We start from the raw sequence: 25,515 nt of genomic DNA, 5'->3' as shown, positions 1-25,515 counted from the left end.
TGATATTATCCCCTTTAGGTAGACAGTGTTAAAAGAGCACATGTATGATGTGTTCTGGCACTATTTTTCTAAAGGGGATTTTGTCATGGCCATTAAAGGACAGAAGTTTAAAATATATACACCAGAGTTCAAATTAAAGGTGGTCCTTATGCATTTGGAGGAGGGATTAACCTTCTCTCAAATTATTGAAAAGACAGGGGTCAAGAGTGATGTCCAATTAGTGGATTGGGTGAGGAAATATAAAGCGGGAATTGCGTTTAAGGATCGAAGCCAGAAGTGGAATAAGAAGAACTTCAGCAGCCTGGAAGAGGAAAATGCCTACTTGAAAGCGCAGGTTGAATACCTAAAAAAGCTCAATCCAAATCTACACGGGGAGGGAAGTTGGATAAACAGATTCGATACGAAATAGTATCAGAAATGGCTTCAGACTACAGTATTTCCTTGCTTTGTAGTCTTGCTGAGGTTTCAAGATCAGGATTCTATAAGTGGAAAAAGGAACAGGGGAACCGGAAGGCAGACAATGATTTTCCAATCAAAGAACATATCTTGTCTATACATAAGCAATATCCTTACTTTGGTTATCAAAGGATGAAAACAGCTCTTAGAAGAAAAGGACTGATTATGAACCATAAGAAGATTAGACGTTTGATGAAGGAATTGGGTGTCAGCTCAGTCATACGACGAAAGAGAAAGTATTATGGGAAAAAGGGATCTACTATCTTCAAGAACGTTCTAGCGCGTAATTTTGAGTCTTTGAAGCCACTTCATAAGTTGGTTACGGATATTACGTACGTGAGAATTGGGAATGAATTTGTGTACCTTTCTGCGGTTATGGATCTGTTTAATAACGAGATTGTGGCGTGGAAGCTATCGCGTAGGAACGATTATATTTTGGTCAAAGAAACTGTTGAACAACTTAGATGCAAAGGGGCTGTGTTGCATTCAGATCAAGGCTATCAGTACACCTCAAGGCTTATTCTTCATTGTTAAATAAGAAGGACATACAAGGCAGTCATTCCCGGCGGGGAAATTGTTATGACAATGCCTGCATAGAATCTTTCTTCTCGCATCTGAAGACCGAGAAAGTCTATTTGGAGAAGCCTCAGACGTTGGAAGCAGTCGAGGCTATGATTAATGAATATATTCGCTTCTACAACAATAAACGATTCCAGAAAAAACTAGGCGACCAATCACCTGAAGAATACAGGTTGGCGGCCGCCTCATAAATGCGCTCTTTTTTACTGTCTACTTGACAGGGCTATGACCAACCCTCGCTGCTCTTTTTAATGAACAAAATAAAAAGCCCTCAATATGAGGACTTGTGGTATAATCTGGATTGTGCGACAAGACGGCTATAAAGGGCGGTCAGCTAATCTCCCGGAAGGGAGGTGATGCTATGGAAGTTAAAGACGCACTAATGTTGATGATTCAATTTGCAACGTTGGTGATCCTGATACTTTCTTTCCATAAACGGAAATAGACCGCCCTGGCGAGGAATCGGTCTATTCCAAGATCAACCTCAAAGTTGCCGACCGCTCTTATAGCGGTAAGTCGTGCAGGGGATCGGGTGCAACCGATCCCTATTTCTATTCTTATGGTAACACATTCATTTTATTCAGGCAATAAAATCACCTTTGTTGTCTATAGTCATTATCTAAGGATGAGACGGGAACCGAAGGTTATTATGCCGATGGGAAATGGAGGGCGATAGAGAATATTAAATATTGTGGATGTGTAAGAATCGATCTCCTCCCAAAGCAGCACTATTAAGATGGATAAGTCATTAGAAAAATGTTCTATATTCAATTTATTTTACATGATAAATGAGACTAAAAAAATAATCTTCTTGATTTGGTATAAAAAAGCCTTTGGGAGAATGAACTCGATATTCTTCTGGGAAGGAAAGATATGGAGACACCCTTAAATCTTAAAAGTGACAATTTCATTGTCTGTTCTTCTAGTTCTTTTCTAGTATTGACCTTGACCTTCTTACCGAGAAGCCGCTTCGAAATGTATTTCAAATACATACATTTAGGACATGAATATAAGAGAATGGAGGCGATTTATTGTGCCACGCGCTTCAGTTTTACTGCCAGTTTATAATACTGCGGCTTTTGTTTTGGCAGCAATAAACAGTATTTTAGCTCAAACCTATTCGGATTTTGAATTAATTATTATTGATGATGGCTCGACAGATGGGTCTGCCTTTCTTATTTCACAAATTGCAGACTTCAGAGTGATTAAAATCTTCCATAGTACCAATCAAGGATTGGTCGCTACTTTAAACGAAGGATTAAATAAGGCAACTGGTGAATATATTGTTCGTATGGATAGCGATGATATTTCTACGCCAGATCGATTGGCTATACAAATATCATTTATGGATCAAAATCCGCTGATTGATGTATGCGGTGCTGCTTTTACCAGTGGAGGAGCAATGAAGGTGAACCCGGCCAGTCATGAGGAAATTAAAACATGGTTGTTATTTCATTGCTGTATCTGCCATCCTGCTACAATAATACGCAACAGCATGATCCGTCGACTAGGCATTCAATATGATAGAGACTATCCCCATGCAGAAGACTATGAGCTGTGGAACCGATTAGCTTTTCAGGTACAAATGGCGAACATTCCCATAAACTTGTTGTATTATCGTTAACATAATGGACAAGTGTCCAATCAGCACAAAGCAATACAAGATACCACCGCTCGGAGAATCCGACAAAGACAGTTTAGCCAGCTGGGCCTGGAGTTATCAGATGAAGAGAATCGGATTATGCTGGACATTCTTGAGTTTAAAATTAATGCCTACGATTATAATAGTTACGTTAAGGCTGTAGGATTTACAAACTGGGTGCTTGATCAAAATAGTAAGTACCTGGTTTATAACCAGGAGTTATTAAACATGGCTTTTTCACGGTGCATCTCCCATATTCCATATTAACCAGGGTATCAACAAGCGATCCGAAAGCATCGGTGGTACCCTGCTGCTAAGTTGGTGGGGTGTTTTTTGTTTGGAGGAATTGTTATCACCGAATTCCTATACGGAGGTAATTTTTCGAAAATGAAAGCGTTGACATAGTTTTCAACCCGCTATATACTTAGCTTAGTTAAATGAATAGCATCAGGATTGTTACTGTTATGAGGCAAAACCTAAGGAACAAAATGGTAAGATCCAAGGATCTTATGCATTTTGTAATACTTAGGTTTTTTTGTTTAGAGCGAGTGGAAGGTTAAATACAAGTGGTTTCGGCACTCTGCTGAAGCCATTTTCTTCTATTTATTCATCTTATTCATCTTCACATCTGAGAGGAGCAATAAATTTGGAATACAAATATGAGCTGGTCCAGGCAGACAATCATTTTCCGTTAAAAATTATAGTTCATGCCTCAAGTGAACCAGCATACATACCCAGGCATTGGCACGACAGCGTAGAAATATCCTATGTGCTTTCAGGAAGAATCGACAATATTTACATTGATGGCGCGAATTATAGCTCCAAAGAAGGAGATATTGTGCTTATCAATTCGAATGCTATTCATTCCTTTTCTGTGGCTAAGGAAGAAGGAAGAGAGGCTATAACCGTTCTGATTCCTTCTGGATTTATTAGAGAAAATGTTAACAGCAGTAATCCCATTTCATTTGATTGTATATCTATTTTTGAAACCAACGAGCAGAGATTGCAGCAATTTGCGGAGCTGCGTGATTTGCTAAACACATTATTTGCGGCTTATCTCAACCAGGATAATGACCCTTTAGAACATATCCATTTAACGTCGCTATCTTATAAACTGGTGTATCTTTTATTAATGCATTTTAAAATTGACAACGAATCTATCCGTGGCTTTAATTCCAATAAATATTTGGAGAGGCTGACGTTGATAACCGATTATATCCAAGAGAATTACGATCAAAGCTTATCCCTGGAATCCATAGCCCAGGTTTTTGGATTATCTCCCGAATATTTGTCCCGTTTTTTTGTCAAGCATGTAGGCATGACCCTATTTCAATATATCAATGCCATCCGTCTGGAGAGATCTTTTCGTGTTCTTATGAATACGGATCATTCCATCATCCAAATTGCACTGGAGCATGGATTTCCGAACGAAAAATCTTTTTCCAGAGTGTTTAAGAAGGTTTATCAGGCGACACCACATCAATATCGAAAGAGAACAAGGGGGATGCTGGGGCAAGGAGTCAGTAATTGACCCTAATTAGGTTAATAAAAGACAGGATGCAAATAAAAGAAATTATTAAAATAAAGAATGTAAGCGTTTTACAAATGGATCTGGGAGGTAAGACATTATGTTTAAACGGTTTAGAAAGGCTACTAAAACAACGATGTTATTAACTCTGGCTGTCGGTACGACCCTTGCTTTCAGCTCTGGTGCATGGGCTAAGGATGCAAAGATACAGCCAGCCTCATATCGAACGGTTGCGGAGGTTAAGGATTGGGGAGCAACCATTACGAAGATCATTGTTAACCTGGGTAAGCCGATACCTAAAGATGCGATAACCAAGGATACATTTAAGGTGCATGTAGTAAGAAGCGATAGCAGGCTGGTAAATCCCATTTTTGAGGAAGGCAACCGGAAGATCACCAAGGCCTATGTATCGGACAAAGACGGCAACCCTGTAAAGAAAAACGGAAGCTACGTTGTGTTGGAAATGGAGATCGGTCCGGCCATAACATTAGGCTCCGCTATTCATTATGATGCAGTCTCCGGGGTTAACGGATGGAATGATAACAAATACACGATCACGCAGCAAAAAGCTATTAAAACCCAATCAGGAACGATTTCCGGCTTGAAGATTGATACTTCCTCAGGTGAGATCCGGAAGCTTGTTGATCAATTTACAACTGGCAAAGTTTCTTATGACGGGGTTACTTTAACCTATGCGGGCTATGCACCGGCAAAAGACAAAGTGAAAAATCCTCTGGTGATCTGGCTGCACGGTATGGGAGAGGGTGGCACAGATCCAACGATTCCGATTTCCGGCAATAAAGCAGTGAATTTTGCTTCCAAGGATATTCAAGCCTATTTTGACGGGGCTTATGTGCTGGCACCTCAGACTTCAACCTACTGGATGGATGGTTTTACAGGCTTCGGAGACGGCACCTCCAAGTATGAGCAAGCATTGATGTCCTTAATAAAGGATTATGTGGCCAAGAACAAAGACATTGATACAGATCGAATCTACATTGGCGGAGACTCCAACGGCGGTTACATGACGATGCTGATGATCCGTGATTATAAAGACTATTTTGCAGCAGCTGTGGTCGCGTGTGAAGCCTTGAAGGATAGCCTTATAACCGATGAACAAATTAACGAAATGAAGAACCTGCCGATCTGGTTTGTGGCTGCCAAAACCGACACCATAGTACCGCCTAACGATTATGTGATTCCGACTTACAATCGTTTGGTGAATGCCGGAGCAAAGGATGTCCATATGTCGTTATTTGATAATGTAGTGGATACTTCCGGCTTGTACAAGAAGAGCGACAAAACACCGTATGAATACAATGGCCACTGGTCCTGGATTTACGTGTATAACAACGAAGTATCGAAGGTGATTAACGGAAAGAAAACAACGATGATGGAATGGCTGGCTTCCAAAACATTGGACTGAAAAGCATAGCTATGTAGCTTCCGGATCATCGTGTCCGACACGCTTCATAGGTACATCGTTAATATTAAAGCCCCTCATCAGCTTGTTAGAGTGATGGGGGGCTAGTTGCTTCATAAATACTTTTATACAGACAGCAGTTTCAGCATTTTTTCTAAAGTTTCAATGGATACGCCAGATTCCAAATATAAGGAATAGCTTTTATTATTTTGCGTCCATATTGCTTGATTTACCACATTATTATTGCCCTTTATTGTGACGTGGATATCATTAATATCCTTCTTGGAGACTTGGCTATACACTTCATAATTTCCGCTAATATCCTCGCTGCCTTTGGCTACTCTATAACGAATAGTATTCTTGCCATTGCTATAAAAAACTTCAACGACTGAATTGCTAATGACTTGAATCAAATCTTGTTTGTATTCATCAGTAAGGGTTGAAGGTGCATAAGTTGCAAACCCTACAGATTTTTCAGCAGCTTGTAATGTTTTAAATTCTACGAGCGGATTCGGAATTTGTACATTTTCCTCTTGTGGTGTATTAGGTGTATTAATAGTAATTGTTTTTTGGGTAACGTTAACCGTCTTAGGGTTGGAGAAAAGAATATTATATATTTCTACTGGAACATATACGCTGCCTTTTACAGTTGTAGGAGCAGCACCTAATTTGGTTGGAGCGGACATGCCAATCGCACGGCTGCTTTGAACGTAGTAATTATCAGTACCTATCGTTAGTGTTGTTTTTACTGATCCATTATCTAAAACAACAGTTCCCTTCTTATCCCCAAGTTGCACTTTGAAGTTAAGGGAACTGGCTGTTACACGCAGTGGCACCATAATAACATTTCCTTTTTTATATGCATGTAAACTACCCGCATCCAGTTTTGTGCCATTTATTATAACTTTGTATTGGCTCTGATTGTTTTGTTTAACCTGAGTAACAGGTGGTTTGGCTATTAAAATAGGTTCTGCGGCAAAGGCTGCTTGTGAAGCAGAAAGTAGGGTAAATGCACAGATTGCGCTAATTGCTGTTTTTTTCATTTGAATGACTCCCTTTCAACTTGTTTGTTCATGTTTCTAAACGGAATAGATTTATGAAATGTTGCACTTAAATGAAAAATTTTCATTATAGTAAGAATCAGTTTAACTTTAGTAAGTAAGACGGATCATTATATCTCAGAGCGCGTCTCCAGATGGTAATTAGTTATATCACTCATTTGAGTGGCTTTTTTTATCCTTCCTCTTTATGGGTATAATGATCTTGTGAGGATCAAAATGCTGTTGAATGAGGGGATTGAAGATGAAATGACACTACCTATTTCTTTGCCGGATATTTCACAAAGGCCGCATCATCTGACGGTGGAACGAAAAATGGAGGCGTCACCTGTTGTCCTGTATCAAGCGTGGACCAAGCAGCTCGACCAATGGTTTGCAGCCCCAGGGACAGTCATAATGGACGCCCGAGTGAATACAGCCTTCTTTTTCGAAACGCATTTTGAGGGAAAACGTCATCCGCATTACGGGAGATTTTTAAGACTTGAACCAGATCGCCTTATCGAATTGACCTGGGTTACTGGGGAAGGGGGCACAGAGGGGCATGAAACGGTGCTCACCGTTGAGCTTAAACCCAGCGGAAATGGCACACAGCTTCGCTTAACGCACGCAGGTTTTCCAGATCAAAATTCGAGGGACCAACACGAGCAGGCATGGCCGATGGTACTTGATCTGCTCGACAAGAAGATGATGACCCATAGCTGATTTAGAAATCTGAAAGCTAATAATAGAATCAAATAGAAAAAGGCTTCTCACGAGTTCAATAAACTGGTGGGAGGCCTTGTCTATTCTTCGAAAACACTCTTTAATCGTACTTTCAAATACAGTGCACACCAAAAGCAGTAATGAAGTATCTCAGCAATAATTTGGACCGTCTGCGGCCAGTCCAATGAGGATAACGACTTGGAACATAGCGTAACCATAATCAGAATGGCTTCAAAAACAAGAATGTCCACTAACAGTATAATGATTATATGGGATTTGATTTGTTGGAAGAGTTCTAGGGCTTTGAAATTCCAGGCCATTGCGATCCATTCGAGCATGATGATTCCCAAAGACATACCGGCATATCCGAGCCCGGGAATGGCAACTAAGGAATAAAGAATAATGAAGTTGACAAGGACTCCTGTGCCAAGACCAATAAAGGGAGTTTTCTTCCGATTTTGCGCCCATAAGATGCTTGTTGTGATTTCCCGCAATCCGACGAGTAACGGTAGCATTGCCAATGATTTAATGGGAATTTCGGCATGTTGTATACCAAAAACAAATAGGGAAATTTCGGAGGCATATTCAAAAATGAAAAACCCTGAGGCTAATCCCCAGACCCATGCTATCTGAAGGGCGGTATGGCTTTTTTTGTAGAAGACATTATATTCCTTATTTTGCCAATCCGTAGTTATTTTCATCGTGAGCGTATGTGTTAGTGAGCCCGTAATCAAAGTAGGCATATAAGCGACCACAAGAGCGATACCCGTGACAATACCGAACATCTCCGCTGCTTCTTTGGGAGAAACCCCGGCAACCTGTAATCGTTGAGGGATGATGATCGCATCCATAAAGTCGGAAGCCGGGATAAGCAGGCGTGTAAGTGCAATAGCAAATGAAGCTTGTACCACCAAAGGTAGATCTGTTCGAGTGGATGGGGGAGACAAAGCTACAGAGGGACGATTGTACATAAATAAAGCAGAAAGCATTGCAAAGGCTAACAAGGCGCCTGTAAAGGTTCCCAGTACCGCTCCGCCTACAGCAGACTCAATGCCGAATTGAATAAATAGTGGCACTAGCCATATTAAAGTACCAATCCTAACGGTTTGTTCTATGATTTCCGAAAAAGCAATTGTGGTGTATTTCTCAAGCCCTTGCAAATATCCGCGCAGCAAACTTAGCAAGGGAACGGCCAGTATTGCAGGGGAGAGACATCGAATCACAAAATCGATTTGTGGATAACCAAGCAAAGAAGCAATCGGTTTTGAAAGCCAAAAGGTTAAGACACTGCATATCAATCCCATGAGTATCAGGAATATAGAAAAAATTTTGAACAAACGCCAGCCTCTTGCAGTATGCTTAGCTGTAAACATAGCCAAAGCTGTCGGCAATCCCCCTGAAATAATCATCAATATTAAGCTATAGAAGGAGTAGGCCAGCTGATAAAGGCCCATTCCTTCGGCTCCAACAAGTCGCGTCATAAATACTTTTCCAACCAAACCGATGGCTTTCACAACAATCATCGCATTAGCTCTCACCATGGTTTGTTTTAATAAAAGAGGTAATTTCAAATTATTTTCACCCCATTAGAAGCTGTCCATATTATTCCTATGACAGCATCCTCCGGGATATGAACAAGTGTGACAGGTCATTTAATGCTTAATCTTGTATATGAATCAACAAATACTTGGTATTTTTATCCCATCCCAAGTCGAAAGGGACTCTGTAACGGTCTGCGGTATGGGAGTTGACTAAAGGAAAGCCACGCTGATCAAATCCAACAACTATAGAGAAATGGTCAACATCTCCTTTTAACACGTAAGCAATTAAATCACCTGGCATCAATTGGGGTTTGTCAAGCTGCTGCTGCCGTTCATTTACTGATTGGACAATATTAGAAAAACTTCCTTGCCCTATAATCTTGCCATAGCCGGAGCGTATCAGGAAATTTTTAAAAGCGTCCGTTTGAACCCAGGCTTGGCTTCCACCGTGGCCATACAAGTAATGCCATCCTGATTTCATAGGCAGCCCTCCGCCTTCCTTCGCGTCCCCGATCACTTGAGAGGAGAAGTTGGTACAGTCGCCCCCTTTGGAGTTATAATCCAGATATTTTTGATTATATCGCTGACCATTACCTGCCCCCCATGTCGTTCCTGCATACTTGTTCGCATAGTCAACTGCGCGGGCTCTGTTGTATTTATGAATACCCCTCTCTGGTGTTGCTGGATCTTTATGAGGAGTGAAAAATAAGTCGGATTTTTCAATTTTCTTTACATTTTCCTCCAGAGGGTCTGAATACCATTCACGTTCCACGTACCAACGACTGTCTTTTTTTTTCAGTGTAATGCCATGACGAGTTCCAATTCCAAAATCATGCCGACCGGGATAGTTATCGGTATACTCATAACTCAATTTCAAGGACTGAACAAGAGACACTTTTGCCGTATCGCCCAACACTTCGGCGCGAGCTACGCGAATGGAACTTTCCGCATTTACAAATTTCATTTTACGATGCTTGGCCCATTCTTGAATGTATTCGGCCCTATTCATTTCATGAAAGTACGCGTAGTTGCTTCGTTTATCTGTTAACAAGTAATGGTCTTCAATATGCTTTTTATCCTGATCCATCAACAACCGAGTGCGGTCTTCAAACAATTCTTGAAGAAAAGGGACAACGTTATCCTGTTTAGCTGGCTCGGCTTGTGCACGAAATAAAGAGAAGCTGTAAGCGAGGAGCAATATTAAGGTCATGCACAGCAATTGTAATTTTGTGATTCTAAGCACAGTTATTCATTCTCCTTGAAAATGATTGGGTTGTCCTTGTTCTGAACCGTAAGTTTCTCACAAGCTGAATTCATGTGTGCTAATTTGGTAAAAACGACCAGTCTTCCTTCATGTTCCTTCTTGCTTCGACTGTAGCGTCCGGCACAGGTAATCAGGTTTAAACGGTGCTCTTCAGTAGGTCCAAAAATCGTTTGAATCGGTGCTTCGGAGGTTAGGTAAAATTTTACCGACTCCACAACAAACTGAAGCTTACAACCGCCATCGCCAGTTACATACACGTAGTCCCCCCTTTTCAGCTTTTTAAGAGGATAAAAAACTGCCGGACCCGTATATGTATCAACATGCCCATCCATAATTGCATTACCCGCCGCTCCTGGCAATATTCCTGTAGATAAATAGCCTACTCGATCCGTGTTACCCGGAACGCCCATTTGTCCATTTTCTAAATAGGCAACCGGTTCTATAATCGAATGAATACGAACCGCAGGAATATCAATTTTATGTGGAATGATCCCTGGAAAAGGTTTGTTTTTAACCTGTAATGGCTTCGTCGTTTTAGTTTGTTGAATGTCAAGCTTAGCCGGGGTCTGGGTGGGGGTACCATGATGTTCAGCCGAAGACGAACAACTTGTACTACCCAGCAAAATCAATAGCACTATGATACGAATAATCCACTTTTTGTTCATATGAAGAAAGAGAGAGGGTCTACAAGCTAACCCTCTCTTTTTACCCTCCCTAATTCATTTGCTCGCTTGCGCCGCCAAATCCGGTTTTTGGTAATTTAGTAGCCTTTGCTTTCATACTTTTCGCATGAATGCTTTTTGTTCCAATGATTTTGGCAGGTGCAGCTTTATGTGCATGTAGCTTGTGGACTTTCTCATGTTTGCTCTTGGCGTGCAGCTTGTGTTCTTGTTTCGCATGAGCTTTAACCTTATGTTGGTGTATTTTGTGCTCGTGCTTTTCTGTTGCGGGTGCAGATGCAGACGCAGATACCATGGATCCTGCTGACAGAAATACAGCCAGGGACGCTACTGCCAATATTGCTTTTTTCATGTTATTGCCTCCTTGAGATAGTTGGTAATTCTCCATTATATTTTCCGTACGAAGAACGTTTTATGTAGCCAATAATTTCATAGGAGGAAATTGCCTTGTGATCCATTCCCATGAAATTATTTATTCACTTCAATAAGCCCTTCGGGCGTCTTACGATTGGCAAGCAGTTCGGATACGGTGACAAAGGTAAACCCTCTTTTTTTCAGTTCAGGTAAAATAATTTTGAGGGCTTCAACGGTTTGTGTACTTTTATATACATAATCGTGCATGAGGACGATATCGCCGTTTTTGGCGTTGCGGAGCACTTTATTAGCGATGCGGTGTACGCCGGGTCTTCGCCAATCCAGGGTGTCCTGATGCCAGGACCATAAAATCATTTTCAGCCCTTTTTCTCTAGATAGTTTGACGAGCGAGTCGGTATAGGAACCACCCGGTGGACGGAAATAAGGGGTTTCTGTACCCGTTGCATGAACGATGCTGGCTTGGCCCTGATCCATTTCAGACAGGGCTTTGTTACGGGAAATACGATGGAAGGATGGATGATGGAAGGTATGGTTGCCGACATCATGTCCTTCTTCTCGTTCCCGCTTTACAATGTGAGGGAGTTTCTCTACACGGCTGCCGACGACAAAAAAGGTCGCTTTGGCGTCATATTGCTTGAGCAAATCCAGAATGGCCGGCGTTTTGGTCTCATCCGGTCCATCGTCGAAGGTGAGGGCAATCACCTTGCGAGAGGTAGGAACTTCCCATACAATGTCCCCTCGTTCTTCATAATAGGCTCTTCCTTTTGTAGGAGCAGGGGAGGCGTACGATGCGGCCTGTGTAGTATTGGTATAGGGTGTGGGGCAAAAGCTGGCACAGAACAAGGCAACAGCGACACTTGTAGACAGTAATCGGTTATATTTCATCTGGCATCTTCTCCGTTCTGACGTTTTCTCATATTAGCTTGCCAAGAAGGAGTACATACCATTCCCCGTTTGCGAAATTATCTGCTTTTAGATTCCTTTAAATTCCTTATTTCAATATGTAAAATAAATACGTAAAACCTCCAAATTTGTGAATATGCCGATAGTCGGATATTCACAAATTTGGAGGTTTTTTTGTCATGAACTGAATGCGCCATGCGTCAGCTCAGCAGTATCACGACCAGCAGCGTGTATAGCACCAGCGGCAGAATGACATTGTTGAAGGCGGAGGATCGATAAAGGGTCGGATTCGCTGGGGAAGGCGGATGATACGGCTGAGGGACTTTTATATACAAATGATCGGCGTCCATGTGAACAATCGTTCCTTCATACACACGCTGATCCATCGTTTGGACCCGGACGGTTTGATTGAGGTGTGGTTTAAGCCTTTGATGCAGGTGCTGGCGAGCCTTGATAATCTTTGTCTGGAATTCCGGTTTGGCTTGATATAACGTTTGTGGGCTAACGGTACTGTAGGACATTCGCCTCTAACCTCCATACCATGTAATGATCCATCGTATGCAGACTGCTACGTCAGTGTGCTTAAAGCAATTGGAAGCATTTTTAACAAAGAGGAGAAAAATTTACATTATACTCCAGTTTGCTTGATGTTCCCTTTACAACGAAACGATACACTTACTGAGGTTGGTTTGAAAAGAAAGGGGCGCTTCGTTTTGGGTGAGCTTAACAAATCGATGGGATTTGGGACGAGAAGCCAGTCTCTGGCTTCGTCTAAGGCCCGCATACGTACAGGTTCGCTAAAAATTCAAAAACTGCGCGAAAATGCGCTGGCGTATACCTTTTTGGCTCCATCGCTCATTTTATTTGCTGTATTTATGTTTTATCCGATGTTGAAGTCGGTTTATCTCAGCCTGCATTCCACAGATCCGGCAGGAAACGTTGCAGCTTATGTAGGGTTGGACAATTTTGCTGTACTTTTCAGCTCAGGTCAGTTTCTGCAAGGGATCAAGGTCACGCTCCTGTTCGCGCTATTGACGGTGCCTGCGGGTATTTTATTGGCGCTCGTGCTGGCTGCACTGACCCATAGTAAACTACGCGGAATGCGCATTTTTCAGTTCGCGTTTTCACTACCGATGGTGCTGTCGGTCGGTTCATCCGCCGTCATTTGGAAGTTTCTTTTTCATCCGACACTCGGGATGTTCAACTACGTGCTTTCCCTGTTACATATCAATCCGGTTCCATGGCTGACCAGCCCGGACTGGGCGCTGTTCTCGGTAGCCATCATGACTATTTGGATGAATCTCGGCTTCAATTACATTATTTTATCCAGCGGACTGCAAGGGATTCCGGACGACATGTATGAAAGTGCCAAAATGGATGGGGCTGGTCCGCTGGTCACCTTCTGGCGTATTTCCATGCCGTTGCTTTCACCAACGATCTTTTTTGTGACGGTAGTTTCCATTATCGGGGCCTTTCAGTCCTTCGCGCAAATTAACATTTTAACCAAGGGCGGCCCGGTGAACAGTACGAATGTGTTCGTATACTCCATTTACCAGGAAGCCTTTGTTAATTTCAGGTTTGGAACAGGCAGCGCACAGGCGATTGTATTGTTTGTCGTCATTTTGCTGCTTACGATGATTCAGTTCAGATGGGTGGAAAGAAAGGTGCATTACCAATGAAAGGAAGCCTTCATTCAACGTTGCTGTATGTACTGCTTACGATTGCGGCAGCTCTGATTTTATATCCGGTGATCTATACGTTTTTTATGGCGGTCATGTCGCCCGAGGAAGCAAGTGCCTATCCGCCCCACTTTATTCCGCATTCCTTTCATTTGGCCAATTTTACCGAAGTGTTTGAAATCGTTCCGATCGCAGCCTTTATCGGCAACACCTTTCTCATTTCGGGCCTGACGATGATCGGTCAGCTCATTACAGCCAGTCTGGCGGCCTATGCCTTTGCCAAAATGGAGTTTAAGGGAAAAAACTTTATTTTCAGCATGTTTGTAGCCACAATGATGATCCCTTGGGAAGTGACCATTATTCCGAATTACCTGACAGTACGCAGCTGGAACTGGCTTGATACGTATCAAGGGCTGACGGTTCCATTTTTGGCAACAGCCTTCGGGACATTCCTGTTAAGACAATTTTTTCTCCAGCTTCCCAAGGAACTGTTCGAGGCTGCACGCATGGACGGGTGTGGGCATATCCGTTACTTTCTGTTTCATGTGCTTCCGCTATCGCGCCCGGCGCTCGGAACACTGGCCGTATATTCGTTTCTGAACATGTACAATTCGTATCTGTGGCCTTTACTGATTACAAATAGCGAAAATATGCGTACCGTACAGATTGGAATTTCCATGCTTGAATTTCAGGAATCCACGTCATGGAATCTGGTGTTTGCGGGCACTGCGCTTGTCATTTTACCGTCTCTGCTCCTGCTGATTTTTGGGCTAAAGCAGTTGGTACGCGGGATGGCCGCCGGTGCGTTGAAAGGCTGATAAGCCCATAAATAGCAGCACCTGCGCAAGCAGTCTATATACAAAGCTTGATCACAAAATAGCATCGTAAAAGATGGTCGCATTTGAGAATGATTTAATCAAAGGGGGAGAAGTGAGATTATGAGATTTGTTCGTCTGAAAAGTGCCTTGACCCTGCTTATTCTGACTGCAATGGTGGTTGCAGCAGGCTGTAGCAACAATACGGCGGCAGAAAAGCCGGGGAATGACAGTAATGCAGGGGCAGCAGCGGGTTCTCCAGTCAAGCTGACCTGGTGGCATTCGATGTCCGGTAATGGTGAAAAAGCGATCAAGCAGATCGCGGCTGACTTTAACGCCAGCCACAAGGACATTCAGGTGGAGCCTGTATACCAGGGCAAATATGATGACAGCCTGAACAAGCTGAAAGCATCGCTTGGTTCCAACAGCGGCCCGGACATCATTCAGGTATATGAGATTGGAAGCAAGTTCATGATCGACTCCAAAATGATCACGCCTGTACAACAATTTATTGATGCAGACAAATTCGATTTGTCGCAGCTTGAGCCGAATATTACGCGATACTACACGATAGATGGTAAATTAAATGCCATGCCGTTCAATACGTCAAACCCGATTTTGTACTATAACAAGGATGCGTTCAAAGCGGCGGGACTTGACCCGGCCAATCCTCCGAAAACCTATGATGAATTCGAAAAAGCTGCCAAAGCCTTGAGCAAGGATGGTAAATCCGGTGCATCCATCGCCATCTATGGCTGGTTTATGGAGCAATTGTTTGCCAATCAGAATGCGGATTATGTGAATAATGGCAACGGACGCAATCAGGCTGCAACGGAATCGCTGCTGAATTCGGATGCAGGTGTGAAAACCCTGACGTGGTGGAAGAAAATGATTGACGAGAAGGTAGTATCCAATCTGGGACGCAACTCGGACGATACTGCCAAAGCTTTTTCCGCAGGACAAATTGCGATGACCCTGGATTCCACCGCTTCACTGCGTAATATTGTGGAGCAGGTTGGCGATAAGTTCGAAGTAGGTACGGGATTCCTGCCAAGAGCAACTGAAGCTAAAGAAGGTGGTGTCGTTGTAGGCGGTGCGAGCTTGTACATTATGAACAACAAACCTGAAGCTACGCAAAAGGCTGCCTGGGAGTTCATTAAATTTGTTGCTTCCCCGGCGGTACAGGCACAATGGAGTGTGAATACCGGATACTTCCCGATCACCAAAGCAGCTTATAACGAGCAGGTGCTCAAAGACAATATGGTTAAATACCCGCAATTCCAAACGGCAGTTGACCAATTGCACGCATCGGCGCAGTCTACCGCTACACAAGGTGCTGTGATGGGTGTATTCCCGGAAGCGCGTCAAATTGTTGAAGGGGTAATCGAGGCCGTACTGAGTGGCCAGCAACAGCCAAAACAGGCATTGGACCAGGCGGCGCAGGAGATTACGGGCAAAATTGCACAATACAATCAAACGGTAAAAAAATAATCGGCCTTCCCTAAAAGCGACGGGTAAACTGTAATACGTCCCCCTTTATCGGCCGCTTTTATAAAATAACGGATTGAATGAGTGACCCTCTCACTGATTCAATCCGTTTTTTGCGTTATTTTCTTTTTAGAACGACTGTTTAGACGAAGTGTCTAAAATGAATGATTTGCATTTTTCCTATTGCTGGATGACTAAAAGTAGGCTTATAATAAATACATAATTTTTGTACTGGACGGTCAGTTCAAAAAAGGAGGAAGCATGAAACAGCAGACAAAGGAAATTATTTTTAACGGCGCACTCAAGGCTTTTTCCGAACGAGGCTTTAACGAGACCAATATGGAGGAGATCGCCAAGGTATGTGGCATTGCCAAAGGAACCCTGTACTATAATTTCAAAAACAAGCAAGAGCTGTACATCTACATTTTAAAGATGGGGATGGAGCGTTTTGTCCAGGATATCCATGCAGCGATGGCTCAAACTCCCAAGGATCAGGTAGAACTAAGGATTCGCAAGCTGATCCAGGTACATATTGAGTTTATTGGGAGAGAGCCGGATTTTTGCCGTCTGTTGGTCAGCAAAGGCTGGGTGTCGCAAGAGCAGCATTTTAATATCAGACAGGTACTGGCTGACTATTTTGATTTTATGGAGGCAGAGATCGAATCCGGCAAGTCCTATGGGAAAATTTCGAGCAAGCTGGATGCAAAAACAACGGCAAATTGCCTGTTTGGCATTTACATTTTTACTCCGATGCGTTCGATGGTATGGGGCGAAACGATGAATCTGCAGGAAGTTCGTGAAAGTACTGAATTATTTGTATGTAATGCACTAGGCATTTATCATTAATTGACAGATGGAGTGATGGAACATGAAAGCTAAAAAATATACGATTTACGCCGTACTTATTATTTTAATCGCTGTAGGGATCTATGCTTTGACCGCTTTTCCACGGGGAGGCAGCAGCTTATCTGCGGATCAATCCTCTTCTATTCCCACCGCTTACGTAGAATCGGATACCCTTAATGCCAGCTTTAAGATGGCAGGACGCATTGACCAGATGTTCGTAAAAGAGGGCGATCAGGTGAAAAAGGGGCAGGTATTAGCCAAATTGGAAAGTCGTGAGCTGGAAGATAAGGTGAAGCAGGCACAAGCTGCATTGCAGGCAGCCAAGAGTAATGTGTCCAAAGCGAAAGCCAGTGTTCTGCAGGCCCAAGCAGGAGTAGGCCAGGCACAGGCTACTGTGAGTGCAGCTCAGGCCAAGAAAAGCCAGGGATCAACAGCAGTCGGTGTAACTGCACAGGCTTCCTCCAGTCAAATCGAACAGGCACAAGCGGCTGCGGCTGCAGCTAAAGCCAAGCTGGATGCCCTCAAGAGCGGTGCAAGACCGCAGGAGCTGGAGCAAGCGCAAGTAGCTGTGAAGGCAGCCAAGGAAACGCTGGATTTGACCGTTAAAAATCTGGAGCGTGCCAAAAAGCTCCAAGAAGCCGGAGCGGCAACGCAGGCGTCATTGGATCAAGCGACACTGGATCATCAACAGGCTGAAGCCAAGTACAATTCGGCATCTCAACAGCTGAATATGGTACGTGAGGGAAGCCGTAAGGAGGAAATCACGGCGGCTGAAGCGCAGTACCGTCAGGCATTGGCTGCAGTGAAGGAAGCACAGGCAGGAGCAGGTAAAGTCGCTTTGCAGCAGGAAGATGTCAAAGCTGCACAGGCTTCGGTAGAGCAAGCGCAATCTGCTGTGAAGGCGGCGCAATCCACGGTGGAACAGGCGCAATCTGCGGTTACAGGTGCCAATGCACAGGTAGCACAAGCGGAAGCCGCGCTCCAGGAAGCGCAAACCTACTTGAGCTACACTACACTACGCGCGTCCGAGGATGGAATCGTGAAATCCAAATCACTTAGCTTGGGGGAAATGGCCAGTGCAGGATTCCCGGTCTATACGATTGAAACTTCGACACAGCGTTGGGCTAAATTCTATGTACCGGAAACATCTCTGAACGGTCTGCAAGCAGGGGATACCGTCCAAATTAAACTGCTGTCGGGTGGCAAGGAGCTGAAGGGAAAGGTGATTCTATTGGAATCTGCTGCCGACTTCGCCATTCAAAAACCGAGCCAAAGCTCCGGTGATAAGGATGTCCGTTCCTTTGGCGTTAAGGTTGCTTTGCCGGATCTTGCTGCCTCGGTTCCAACGGGCTCTACAGTTCTGTTTACAGGCAAAGGGGCGCAATAATATGCAGGATCAACAGGAAAGACTTCGTATCCGCGATGTGTTTCGCGAGGAGTGGCTGAGCATCTTCCGGGATCGCCGTTTTATGGCTATTCTGCTGATTACGCCGATTGTGTATACGATACTGTTCGGCTTCCTGTATTCACATCAGCGGATTATCGAGATGCCTGTCACGGTATATGATGGAGATAACTCGCAGCTCAGTCGCCAAATCATTCAGGCGTTCGACGCGACAGATTCATTTGCCGTTACACGGCAAGTGACCAATCAGGAGGATGTTGTCCATCAGGTGGAGACCGGGGAAGCTAAGGTCGGGATTGTCATTCCCGACAATTTCACCACTCGGCTTAAGCATGGGGAGAATCCGCCAGTGCTGACCCTGATTGATGGAAGCAACATGATGTACTCCAATAGTGCCAGCCGTATTGCGAATCAGGTCATCAGTAGCGTAAGTGCCGGAGTATCTATCAATTCTATGAAGCAAAAGGGAATGAACGCGGATCAAGCTGCCTCGGCCTTAAGCACCATTCCGTTCCGCTCCAGAGTGCTATTTAACCCGGTCTATGATTATAAGCTCTTCATGCCATTAGGGGTAATTGCGGCAGCTCTCCAGCAGTGCTTGCTGCTTGGTATTGCTTTATCCTGCACACGGGATAAGGAGTCAGGAACGTGGGGGAGATTTGGTGCATGGAAAAATACTCCCTGGCGCCTGGCTATTGCCAAGCTGGCACCGTATTATGCGGCAGGAGCCTTCAATGTGCTGACTGTATTCAGTATCAGCGCGCTATACTTTGATATTCCATTCAGGGGACAGGTTCTTCCGCTGATTATGGTGTCGCTGGCCTTTAATTTTGCATTGTGCGGCCTAGGTTTTCTATTCAGTCTTTTTTCCAAGTCAAGAGTGGATGCCACACAAACCCTGATGTTGATTGCTGTTCCTTCCTTTATGCTATCAGGCTATACGTGGCCGTTGGAAGCCATGCCTGGCTTCTTGCGGGGGGTTGCCGAAATATTACCGCTGACGTATTATCTGGATGCTGTACGCAATATTACGCTCAAAGGATTGGATATCACATACGTCTTTAAGGATACGATAGCTTTGGGCGTCATTGGCTGTGTGACTCTTCTGGTGTCCTTCGCTATTTATCCGCTATTTTTTAGACAGCACCAGACGACAGGGCAGCATGCCGATGTTCCCGCGCAAGAAGGTGTCACGCTTAAAGGCTGAAGGTAACTCTAAATATAGAAGGCAGATCAGATGTTACCCCTGATCTGCCTTTTAGCATATATAAGTGCCTGTACACGCTTTTTGTGTTTTTTACGGTAATCGGCCTACTGGCCGAAGTCCCCAGCTGCTGCGGAAGCTGAAGCCGAAGCGGCTCCGCTGTCCTACAAATCAGCAATTGATTTAACATTCATATAAGCTGGAACGACTAATCCGGTTTTAACACCGGTCATATTAGTACCCAGATCGTCAAGCTTATCCTTGTATTTAGCCCAGTAGTCCGCATGTGTCAACGGCAGCCATGCAGCTGGTGAGGCATCTACATCGCCGCTGGCGACACCCGTCCACATCGGACCTGCTTCAACCTGCAGTGCGGTTACTTTGTAACCCAGTTTATTTTCCAAAATATATTTCAGCAAATTTGTACTCGCAATTTCAGAATCCCAAGCCACATAACTCAGCTTAAAAGGGTCCCCATTGACAGGTTGCAGCCCTTGAGTCCATTCCTGCACCTTATCGGCATGCTTCTCTGCCCAATCCTTGGCAGCTTGCTCAGGACTGGTTCCGGCTTGAATGGCAACCATCATTTCACCCATATCCTCCGGAGTCCATTTGAAGTGTTTCAGGAATTCGTAAGCGACAGGAGCATCCTTTTGCAGCCCTTTACGGGCAATCGTATGAATTCCCTCTGCTTCACCATAAGACCTTTTAGGGTCTTCCAAATATTTGAGATCATATTTGTTGAACATCCAGTGCGGAGTCCACCCTGTGACGATGATCGGTTTTTTCGCCTTAATGGCTTTGTCCAGTGTTGCCGTCATGGCTGCACCGGAGCCTTCTACCAGCTTCCAATCGGATAAATTGTAGTCCTTAATCGCTTTGGCAGTTGATTTCATAATGCCTGCCCCGGCGTCAATGCCGATAATCTTGTAATCAACCTCTTCGCTAACCGGATTGGCGGCGGCGTTACCTTTGCCAGATGCAGAATGATCGGCACCAACAAAATATTGTGACGCGCCAGCGATCAGAATGACGGCTGTAACCGCAGAGGCAATCCATACTTTTTGTTTGCCGGATACACGGCTTTTGTTTCTTTTCGCTGGTTTGAACAGGTTTTGCGTGAACCGGTCAAGCACAATAGCCAGAACAACGACAGCCAGGCCGGCTTCAAAACCTTTACCAATTTGCAGCTGTGTCACTGCACGGTACACAACTGCACCGATGCCTTCCGCACCGATCATGGAAGCAATAACAACCATGGACAGTGACAGCATAATCGTCTGATTAATACCAGCCATTAGAGTAGGCAAAGCCAGTGGAAGCTGGACTTTGAACAGCTTTTGCGCTGATGTTGAACCAAATGCGTCAGAGGCTTCAATCAGCTCACCCGACACCTGCATAATCCCCAGATTCGTCATACGAATAGTCGGCGGGATGGCAAAGATGACCGAGGCGATTACGCCCGGTACAACACCAAGGCTAAAAAAGGTAACCGCAGGCAGCAAGTATACGAATGCGGGCATCGTCTGCATAAAATCAAGCAAAGGCGTGATTATGCGTGACGCCGATTTGCTGTATGCACACCAGATTCCGATTGGAATCCCGATAATAATGGATATGAGCGCAGACGTAATGACCAGTCCGAGCGTGTTCATCGTTTCGCTCCAATAGCCCAGATTGTCAATCAGCAGGAAGCCGATGACAGTAAACAGCGTAAGCTGAACCCGACCGATCATAAAGGCGATAATTCCGATGATTACGATAAACACCAGCGGGTGTGGAAGCATGAACAGGCCTGAGAAAAAGCCTACTACCGCTTCAATAACGGAAGAAATAATATTAAATAATCCTGCCAGATGAATACCCATCCAGTCTACAATGGATTGAATCCACTCAGCGATTGGCAGTTTCGGTATCATGGGCATTCACCTCCTTTGTAGTGGGCACATCTCCACTAAGTGCGCCCAGTAAAGCTCCACGGACGATAACGCCCAGCAGCTTTTGCTTATCATCGACGACAGCCAGCGGCACCTTGGACGAGCTTGTAATTTCAAACAAATCGTTAATGACGGTATCGGCAGCAACCTGCGGCCCGTCTGTCATCAAAATATCTTCAATCTTCAAATTGTTGCGCAGTGCATGAACAGCATCCTCGGCGTTAATAACACCCAGCAGCTTTTTGGCACGGTCAATGACGAACAGGTTGGAAATCCCGCGTTCCCGCATCAATTCCAGAGCAACACGTGGACCACGATCCATGGTAATTGTTTCTGGACGAAGCATGACATGGGCGGCCGTCAATACCTTGGACAGATCCACATCCTCGACGAAGCGCGCTACATATGAGTTAGCCGGTTGGATCATGATTTCTTCCGGTGTACCGATTTGTACAACCGCCCCGTCCCGCATCAATGCAATCCGGTCTCCGATCCGCAGCGCTTCATCCAGATCATGGGTGATAAACACAATTGTTTTCTTCATTTTATCCTGAAGCTCCAGTAGCTCATCCTGCATGTCGCGGCGAATGAGGGGGTCCAATGCGCTGAACGCTTCATCCATCAGGAGCACTTCAGGGTCGTTAGCCAGCGCCCGTGCCAGACCGACACGCTGCTGCATACCGCCACTCAGTTCATCGGGCATTTTATCGCCCCAATTTTTAAGACCAACCAGTTCCAGCGCTTGCTGTGCCTTTTCCTGGCGCAACGCTTTTTCTACCTTTTGAATTTCAAGGCCGTATTCTACATTTTCCAATACAGTCCGATGTGGAAACAGTGCGAATTTTTGAAAAACCATGCTGATGGTTTTTCGGCGAACTTCACGGAGTTGTTCTTTGTTCATCTTGCGGAGGTCCTTGCCATGGACAAGTATTTCACCTGAGGTAGGCTCAATCAAGCGATTCAGCATTCGCACCAAGGTGGATTTGCCACTACCTGATAGACCCATAATCACGAAAATTTCACCTTGCTTAATTTCCATGTTGGCCCTATTGACACCAACAGTAATTTGTTTCTCTTTGGCCAGTCTTTCCTTGTCCCAGCCTTGCTCCAGGAGCGGAACACCTTGCTCTGCGTGAGGACCAAAGAGTTTGCTGACATTTTTGACTTCCAAAATCGTCATACATACACCTCTTCTTTCTATACTTTGCTTGGTATTAACCCCATGTTGCATGATGGATTGAGTATAAAAAATCATAATTCCGCGCATCCTGAACGGTTAATGACAAAATAAATTGTAACAGAAGCCTTGCTTACTTTTCAAACAAAAAAACTGTTCATAAAGTATGTACAGAAAAAACTGTACATACTTTCCTTTAATATGCTCCTTCGTTCTTTAGAATGCTCAAACATTCGGAACTTTACAACCGATAATGCTTTTTTTAAAATAGACAATGAAATAGAATCATAAGAAAAAGAATTATGTATATCCATAATTTTAAAAATTTACTATCATTAGCAATTTTGCGAATTATGATTTTGAACGACTATGCTGCTGTAATATAGACAACATCTATTGCGTCAAAGCTTATCCGTTACAGGTAATTCGTTCATACTAAGTTGTGCAAAATGCTCTAAAATTAGGAGGTTGCAAGCATGAGCTTGTACCAGTTAGGTGATGAGCAGCAGGCTTCGCTGCAAAAAATTCGCAAACGTGTCATAGAAGCTATAGGTAAAAACATGGACTTGTATGGGATCACTCTGTCTGCGGGGCATTTGTACGGTTTGCTGTTTTTTGCGGATAAACCGATGACGCTGGATGAGATGGGCCGTGAAATGGAAATGAGTAAAACGAGCATGAGTACGGGCGTACGGACGCTGTTGGATTTGAAAATGGTGAACAAGGTGTGGAGCAAAGGCTCGCGCAAGGACTTGTATGAAGTCGAATATGATTGGCATCAAACGTTCACGGACTTCTTCGCTATTAAATGGAGAAAAGCGGTGGAAACGAATCTGCTGGTGCTGCGTAAAGCTATTGATGAGCTGAACAGGCTGATAGAGCAGGGTGGAGAATATGATGAATTTAAGGCGATTCTCCAGCAAGACCGTTTGAAAATGAAGCAGGCCGTAGCATATTATAAGTGGTTAGACCGATTAATTGACTCTTTGGAGAGTGAAGAAATTTACAAGCTGATTCCGAAGGAAGAAGTACAAGATTAATTGCCTATGTCCTATCCTGTCTACAACATGCCGGAACGCCAAAAGCGATTCCGGTTTTTTTTGTGTTTCACTTAATAAAGGAATGATTGGCTCCGCTCGATTTTTGGTTTGTCCCGGTTCAGAAGGTATAATAGAAATATGTAAGGATTGATATTATAAGGTTCTGTTGAACACGCGAGATTAAGGAGGGACATGATGGAGAGCATTACAGTACATACCAGTCTAGGTCAGCTGCGTGGGGAATCGGGGAACGGATATCATGTGTGGAAAGGTATCCCATATGCCCAGCCTCCTGTTGGAGAACTGCGTTTTCACGCACCTCAGCCTTTGAAGCCTTGGGAGGGTGTGCGGGCTGCGACGAGGTTTGGGCCGATCTGTCCGCAACCTATGCCATCAGCAGACAGTATGACCGGGAATCTGGCAGAACTGCCTGAGCAGTCGGAGGATTGTTTGTACCTGAACGTGTGGACACCGGCTTCAGAGGCTCCTGTGGAGGGACGTCCGGTGATGGTGTGGATTCACGGAGGAGCCTTCGTCACCGGGTCTGGCATTATTCCTTTATATGATGGGGCGCGAATGGCGCAAAAGGGTGATATTGTCGTTGTTACGATCAATTATCGGCTGGGGCCGTTAGGGTTTTTGCATCTGACTCCACGTGGAGATGGTCTGACTTCTAATTCGGGGCTGCTGGATCAAATTGCCGCACTGGAATGGATCAGGGACCACATCGCTGTCTTTGGCGGTAACCCGGACGAGGTGACGGTGTTCGGCGAATCGTCGGGTGCGATGAGTATTGCCACTTTATTGGCGATGCCGACTGCTGAAGGCTTGTTCCAGCGCGCGATCTTGCAGAGCGGTGCTTCGCAGGTGCTGCCGACTCCGCAGGCAGAGCAAATAGCAGCTGTGTATCTGCAGCAATTGGGTGTGGGCACTCAACAGCCTGAACGGTTGTTTACATTGCCGACGGATGCCTTGATGCTTGCGATGGCGAAGACGCATGAAGTGGTTGGACCGGGTATGGCGATGATTTACCAGCCCGTGGTGGACGGTGTGACTTTGCCTAACGACCCTCTGACTGCGATTGCACAAGGATCAGCGAAGCAGGTAAGTGTTCTGATCGGAACAAACTTGCATGAGGGTGACTATTTTATCCGTAAAGAATCCCATCTTATGGACAAAAAGACAGCGTGCCTCGCATTGGAAATGATGACGGGTATGCCGGATATCTCCGAAGTGACAGAACCTTTTCCTGTTACGATTGAGGGTCAGGCGCAAATGCTGACCGATCTGATTTTTTGGCGCCCTGCCTTAGCTCTCGCGGCTGCACAGTCAGCCTATGCGCCGGTATGGATGTATCGTTTTGACTGGACAATTCAGGAGCATCCAACCTTTAGAAAGGCTGTCCATGGCGCGGAAATTGCGTTTGTTTTCGATAATTTGGAGCCGCTGGGCAAGCTCGGATTAGAGATTCAACCGTCGATGCGGACGTTAGCTCAGGAAATGCAGCAGGCATGGGTGACTTTTGCACGTACTGGAAGGCCTGTGCTGCCAGAAAGGGAATGGCCGGCGTATGACAGGGAAAAACGCGCTACGACCATTTTTCATGAGAATATCACTGTAGAGTATGACCCGGATGGGGATAAACGGCGCCAGTTAACGGGGCAGATGGGTGTATAAGCAAGTAACAACTTCATTTAACCCATTTAATAAAAAAGCCCTCGCTCGTAATGAGGGACTGACCTTGTTAGTGAGACAGGGGTCAATCCCTCGTAT

General features: G+C 44.7%; 21 protein-coding genes and 2 pseudogenes. 14 read left to right on the top strand and 9 right to left on the bottom strand.

Translation table 11 applies throughout. The features are described from left to right. The first annotated feature begins 85 nt into the window (after positions 1 to 85). The 5 genes and pseudogenes from KQI_RS27295 to KQI_RS0124330 all read left to right on the top strand — a co-directional run bounded on the left by KQI_RS27295 (position 86) and on the right by KQI_RS0124330 (position 5,631). Positions 86 to 1,226 (top strand): annotated as a pseudogene (locus KQI_RS27295) (IS3 family transposase). Positions 1,227 to 1,396: 170 nt separating this feature from the next. Further along, on the top strand, positions 1,397 to 1,480 hold the full coding sequence (locus tag KQI_RS29445) for a putative holin-like toxin (RefSeq protein ID WP_277813538.1): 84 nt from the start codon (positions 1,397 to 1,399) through the stop codon (positions 1,478 to 1,480). A gap of 588 nt (positions 1,481 to 2,068) precedes the next feature. Next, positions 2,069 to 2,944, top strand: a pseudogene (locus KQI_RS27290) (glycosyltransferase family 2 protein). A 379-nt stretch (positions 2,945 to 3,323) separates the two neighbouring features. Beyond that, entirely contained in the window at positions 3,324 to 4,208 is an 885-nt protein-coding gene (locus KQI_RS0124335) for an AraC family transcriptional regulator (RefSeq protein ID WP_010349498.1), read from the top strand. Positions 4,209 to 4,305: 97 nt separating this feature from the next. Then, positions 4,306 to 5,631 carry a prolyl oligopeptidase family serine peptidase gene (locus KQI_RS0124330; protein WP_010349497.1) on the top strand — a complete coding sequence of 442 codons (1,326 nt, stop codon included), beginning with the start codon at positions 4,306 to 4,308 and terminating at the stop codon, positions 5,629 to 5,631. 122 nt (positions 5,632 to 5,753) lie between these two features. Here the strand turns inward: KQI_RS0124330 and KQI_RS0124325 are convergent, their stop codons facing one another. After that, the gene (locus tag KQI_RS0124325) at positions 5,754 to 6,671 is read right to left on the bottom strand and encodes a stalk domain-containing protein (RefSeq protein ID WP_010349496.1); all 918 of its coding nucleotides are present in this window, start codon (positions 6,669 to 6,671) and stop codon (positions 5,754 to 5,756) included. A gap of 234 nt (positions 6,672 to 6,905) precedes the next feature. Between KQI_RS0124325 and KQI_RS0124320 the strand changes: the two genes are divergently transcribed. Further along, on the top strand, positions 6,906 to 7,388 hold the full coding sequence (locus KQI_RS0124320) for an SRPBCC family protein (protein ID WP_010349495.1): 483 nt from the start codon (positions 6,906 to 6,908) through the stop codon (positions 7,386 to 7,388). Positions 7,389 to 7,468: 80 nt separating this feature from the next. Here KQI_RS0124320 and KQI_RS0124315 read toward each other — a convergent pair whose 3' ends face one another. From KQI_RS0124315 to KQI_RS0124290, 6 genes are all read right to left on the bottom strand, one after another. Next, complete coding sequence (locus tag KQI_RS0124315; protein WP_010349493.1) at positions 7,469 to 8,959, bottom strand: oligosaccharide flippase family protein; 1,491 nt, start codon at positions 8,957 to 8,959, stop codon at positions 7,469 to 7,471. Between the two features lie 88 nt (positions 8,960 to 9,047). Next, entirely contained in the window at positions 9,048 to 10,172 is a 1,125-nt protein-coding gene (locus tag KQI_RS0124310; protein ID WP_010349491.1) for an amidase domain-containing protein, read from the bottom strand. Between the two features lie 2 nt (positions 10,173 to 10,174). Next, positions 10,175 to 10,828 carry a class F sortase gene (locus tag KQI_RS0124305; RefSeq protein WP_010349490.1) on the bottom strand — a complete coding sequence of 218 codons (654 nt, stop codon included), beginning with the start codon at positions 10,826 to 10,828 and terminating at the stop codon, positions 10,175 to 10,177. Positions 10,829 to 10,907: 79 nt separating this feature from the next. Further along, positions 10,908 to 11,225 (bottom strand): hypothetical protein, encoded by a 318-nt coding sequence (locus KQI_RS0124300; protein ID WP_010349489.1) that lies wholly within the window; start codon positions 11,223 to 11,225, stop codon positions 10,908 to 10,910. A gap of 116 nt (positions 11,226 to 11,341) precedes the next feature. Beyond that, positions 11,342 to 12,133: a polysaccharide deacetylase family protein gene (locus KQI_RS0124295; RefSeq protein ID WP_010349488.1), complete on the bottom strand. Its 792-nt coding sequence runs from the start codon at positions 12,131 to 12,133 to the stop codon at positions 11,342 to 11,344. 218 nt (positions 12,134 to 12,351) lie between these two features. Beyond that, positions 12,352 to 12,672, bottom strand: a complete 321-nt coding sequence (locus KQI_RS0124290; protein ID WP_010349487.1) for a hypothetical protein — start codon at positions 12,670 to 12,672, stop codon at positions 12,352 to 12,354. A gap of 192 nt (positions 12,673 to 12,864) precedes the next feature. Between KQI_RS0124290 and KQI_RS0124285 the strand changes: the two genes are divergently transcribed. The 6 genes from KQI_RS0124285 to KQI_RS0124260 all read left to right on the top strand — a co-directional run bounded on the left by KQI_RS0124285 (position 12,865) and on the right by KQI_RS0124260 (position 19,591). Beyond that, positions 12,865 to 13,830 carry a carbohydrate ABC transporter permease gene (locus KQI_RS0124285; protein WP_010349486.1) on the top strand — a complete coding sequence of 322 codons (966 nt, stop codon included), beginning with the start codon at positions 12,865 to 12,867 and terminating at the stop codon, positions 13,828 to 13,830. Then, positions 13,827 to 14,648, top strand: a complete 822-nt coding sequence (locus tag KQI_RS0124280; RefSeq protein ID WP_010349483.1) for a carbohydrate ABC transporter permease — start codon at positions 13,827 to 13,829, stop codon at positions 14,646 to 14,648. Before KQI_RS0124285 ends, KQI_RS0124280 begins: the two co-directional genes overlap by 4 nt. A gap of 120 nt (positions 14,649 to 14,768) precedes the next feature. After that, complete coding sequence (locus KQI_RS0124275; RefSeq protein WP_010349482.1) at positions 14,769 to 16,136, top strand: ABC transporter substrate-binding protein; 1,368 nt, start codon at positions 14,769 to 14,771, stop codon at positions 16,134 to 16,136. A 258-nt stretch (positions 16,137 to 16,394) separates the two neighbouring features. Next, positions 16,395 to 16,979, top strand: a complete 585-nt coding sequence (locus KQI_RS0124270) for a TetR/AcrR family transcriptional regulator (protein WP_010349481.1) — start codon at positions 16,395 to 16,397, stop codon at positions 16,977 to 16,979. A gap of 22 nt (positions 16,980 to 17,001) precedes the next feature. Further along, a complete protein-coding gene (locus KQI_RS0124265; RefSeq protein WP_010349480.1) occupies positions 17,002 to 18,366 on the top strand; it encodes an HlyD family secretion protein in 1,365 nt (454 codons plus the stop codon). Between the two features lies 1 nt (position 18,367). Continuing rightward, positions 18,368 to 19,591 carry an ABC transporter permease gene (locus KQI_RS0124260; RefSeq protein ID WP_010349477.1) on the top strand — a complete coding sequence of 408 codons (1,224 nt, stop codon included), beginning with the start codon at positions 18,368 to 18,370 and terminating at the stop codon, positions 19,589 to 19,591. Positions 19,592 to 19,752: 161 nt separating this feature from the next. On the opposite strand, the gene KQI_RS0124255 is transcribed toward KQI_RS0124260, so the two are convergent. Together KQI_RS0124255 and KQI_RS0124250 are read right to left on the bottom strand one after the other, a co-directional pair. Next, on the bottom strand, positions 19,753 to 21,507 hold the full coding sequence (locus KQI_RS0124255; RefSeq protein WP_010349475.1) for a glycine betaine ABC transporter substrate-binding protein: 1,755 nt from the start codon (positions 21,505 to 21,507) through the stop codon (positions 19,753 to 19,755). Beyond that, a complete protein-coding gene (locus KQI_RS0124250) occupies positions 21,482 to 22,705 on the bottom strand; it encodes a quaternary amine ABC transporter ATP-binding protein (RefSeq protein WP_029390323.1) in 1,224 nt (407 codons plus the stop codon). Before KQI_RS0124250 ends, KQI_RS0124255 begins: the two co-directional genes overlap by 26 nt. Positions 22,706 to 23,178: 473 nt before the next feature. Here KQI_RS0124250 and KQI_RS0124245 point away from each other — a divergent pair, with 473 nt between their 5' ends. Together KQI_RS0124245 and KQI_RS0124240 are read left to right on the top strand one after the other, a co-directional pair. Then, entirely contained in the window at positions 23,179 to 23,742 is a 564-nt protein-coding gene (locus KQI_RS0124245) for a GbsR/MarR family transcriptional regulator (RefSeq protein WP_007429307.1), read from the top strand. A gap of 195 nt (positions 23,743 to 23,937) precedes the next feature. Further along, positions 23,938 to 25,419, top strand: coding sequence for a carboxylesterase/lipase family protein (locus KQI_RS0124240; RefSeq protein WP_010349473.1), 1,482 nt, complete (start codon positions 23,938 to 23,940; stop codon positions 25,417 to 25,419). Positions 25,420 to 25,515: the final 96 nt, after the last annotated feature.

It is taken from the genome of Paenibacillus peoriae KCTC 3763 (assembly GCF_000236805.1).
GTDB lineage: Bacteria > Bacillota > Bacilli > Paenibacillales > Paenibacillaceae > Paenibacillus > Paenibacillus peoriae.
The sequence above is the reverse complement of the archived record's forward strand: the minus strand, read 5'-3'. Positions and strand labels throughout refer to the sequence as shown.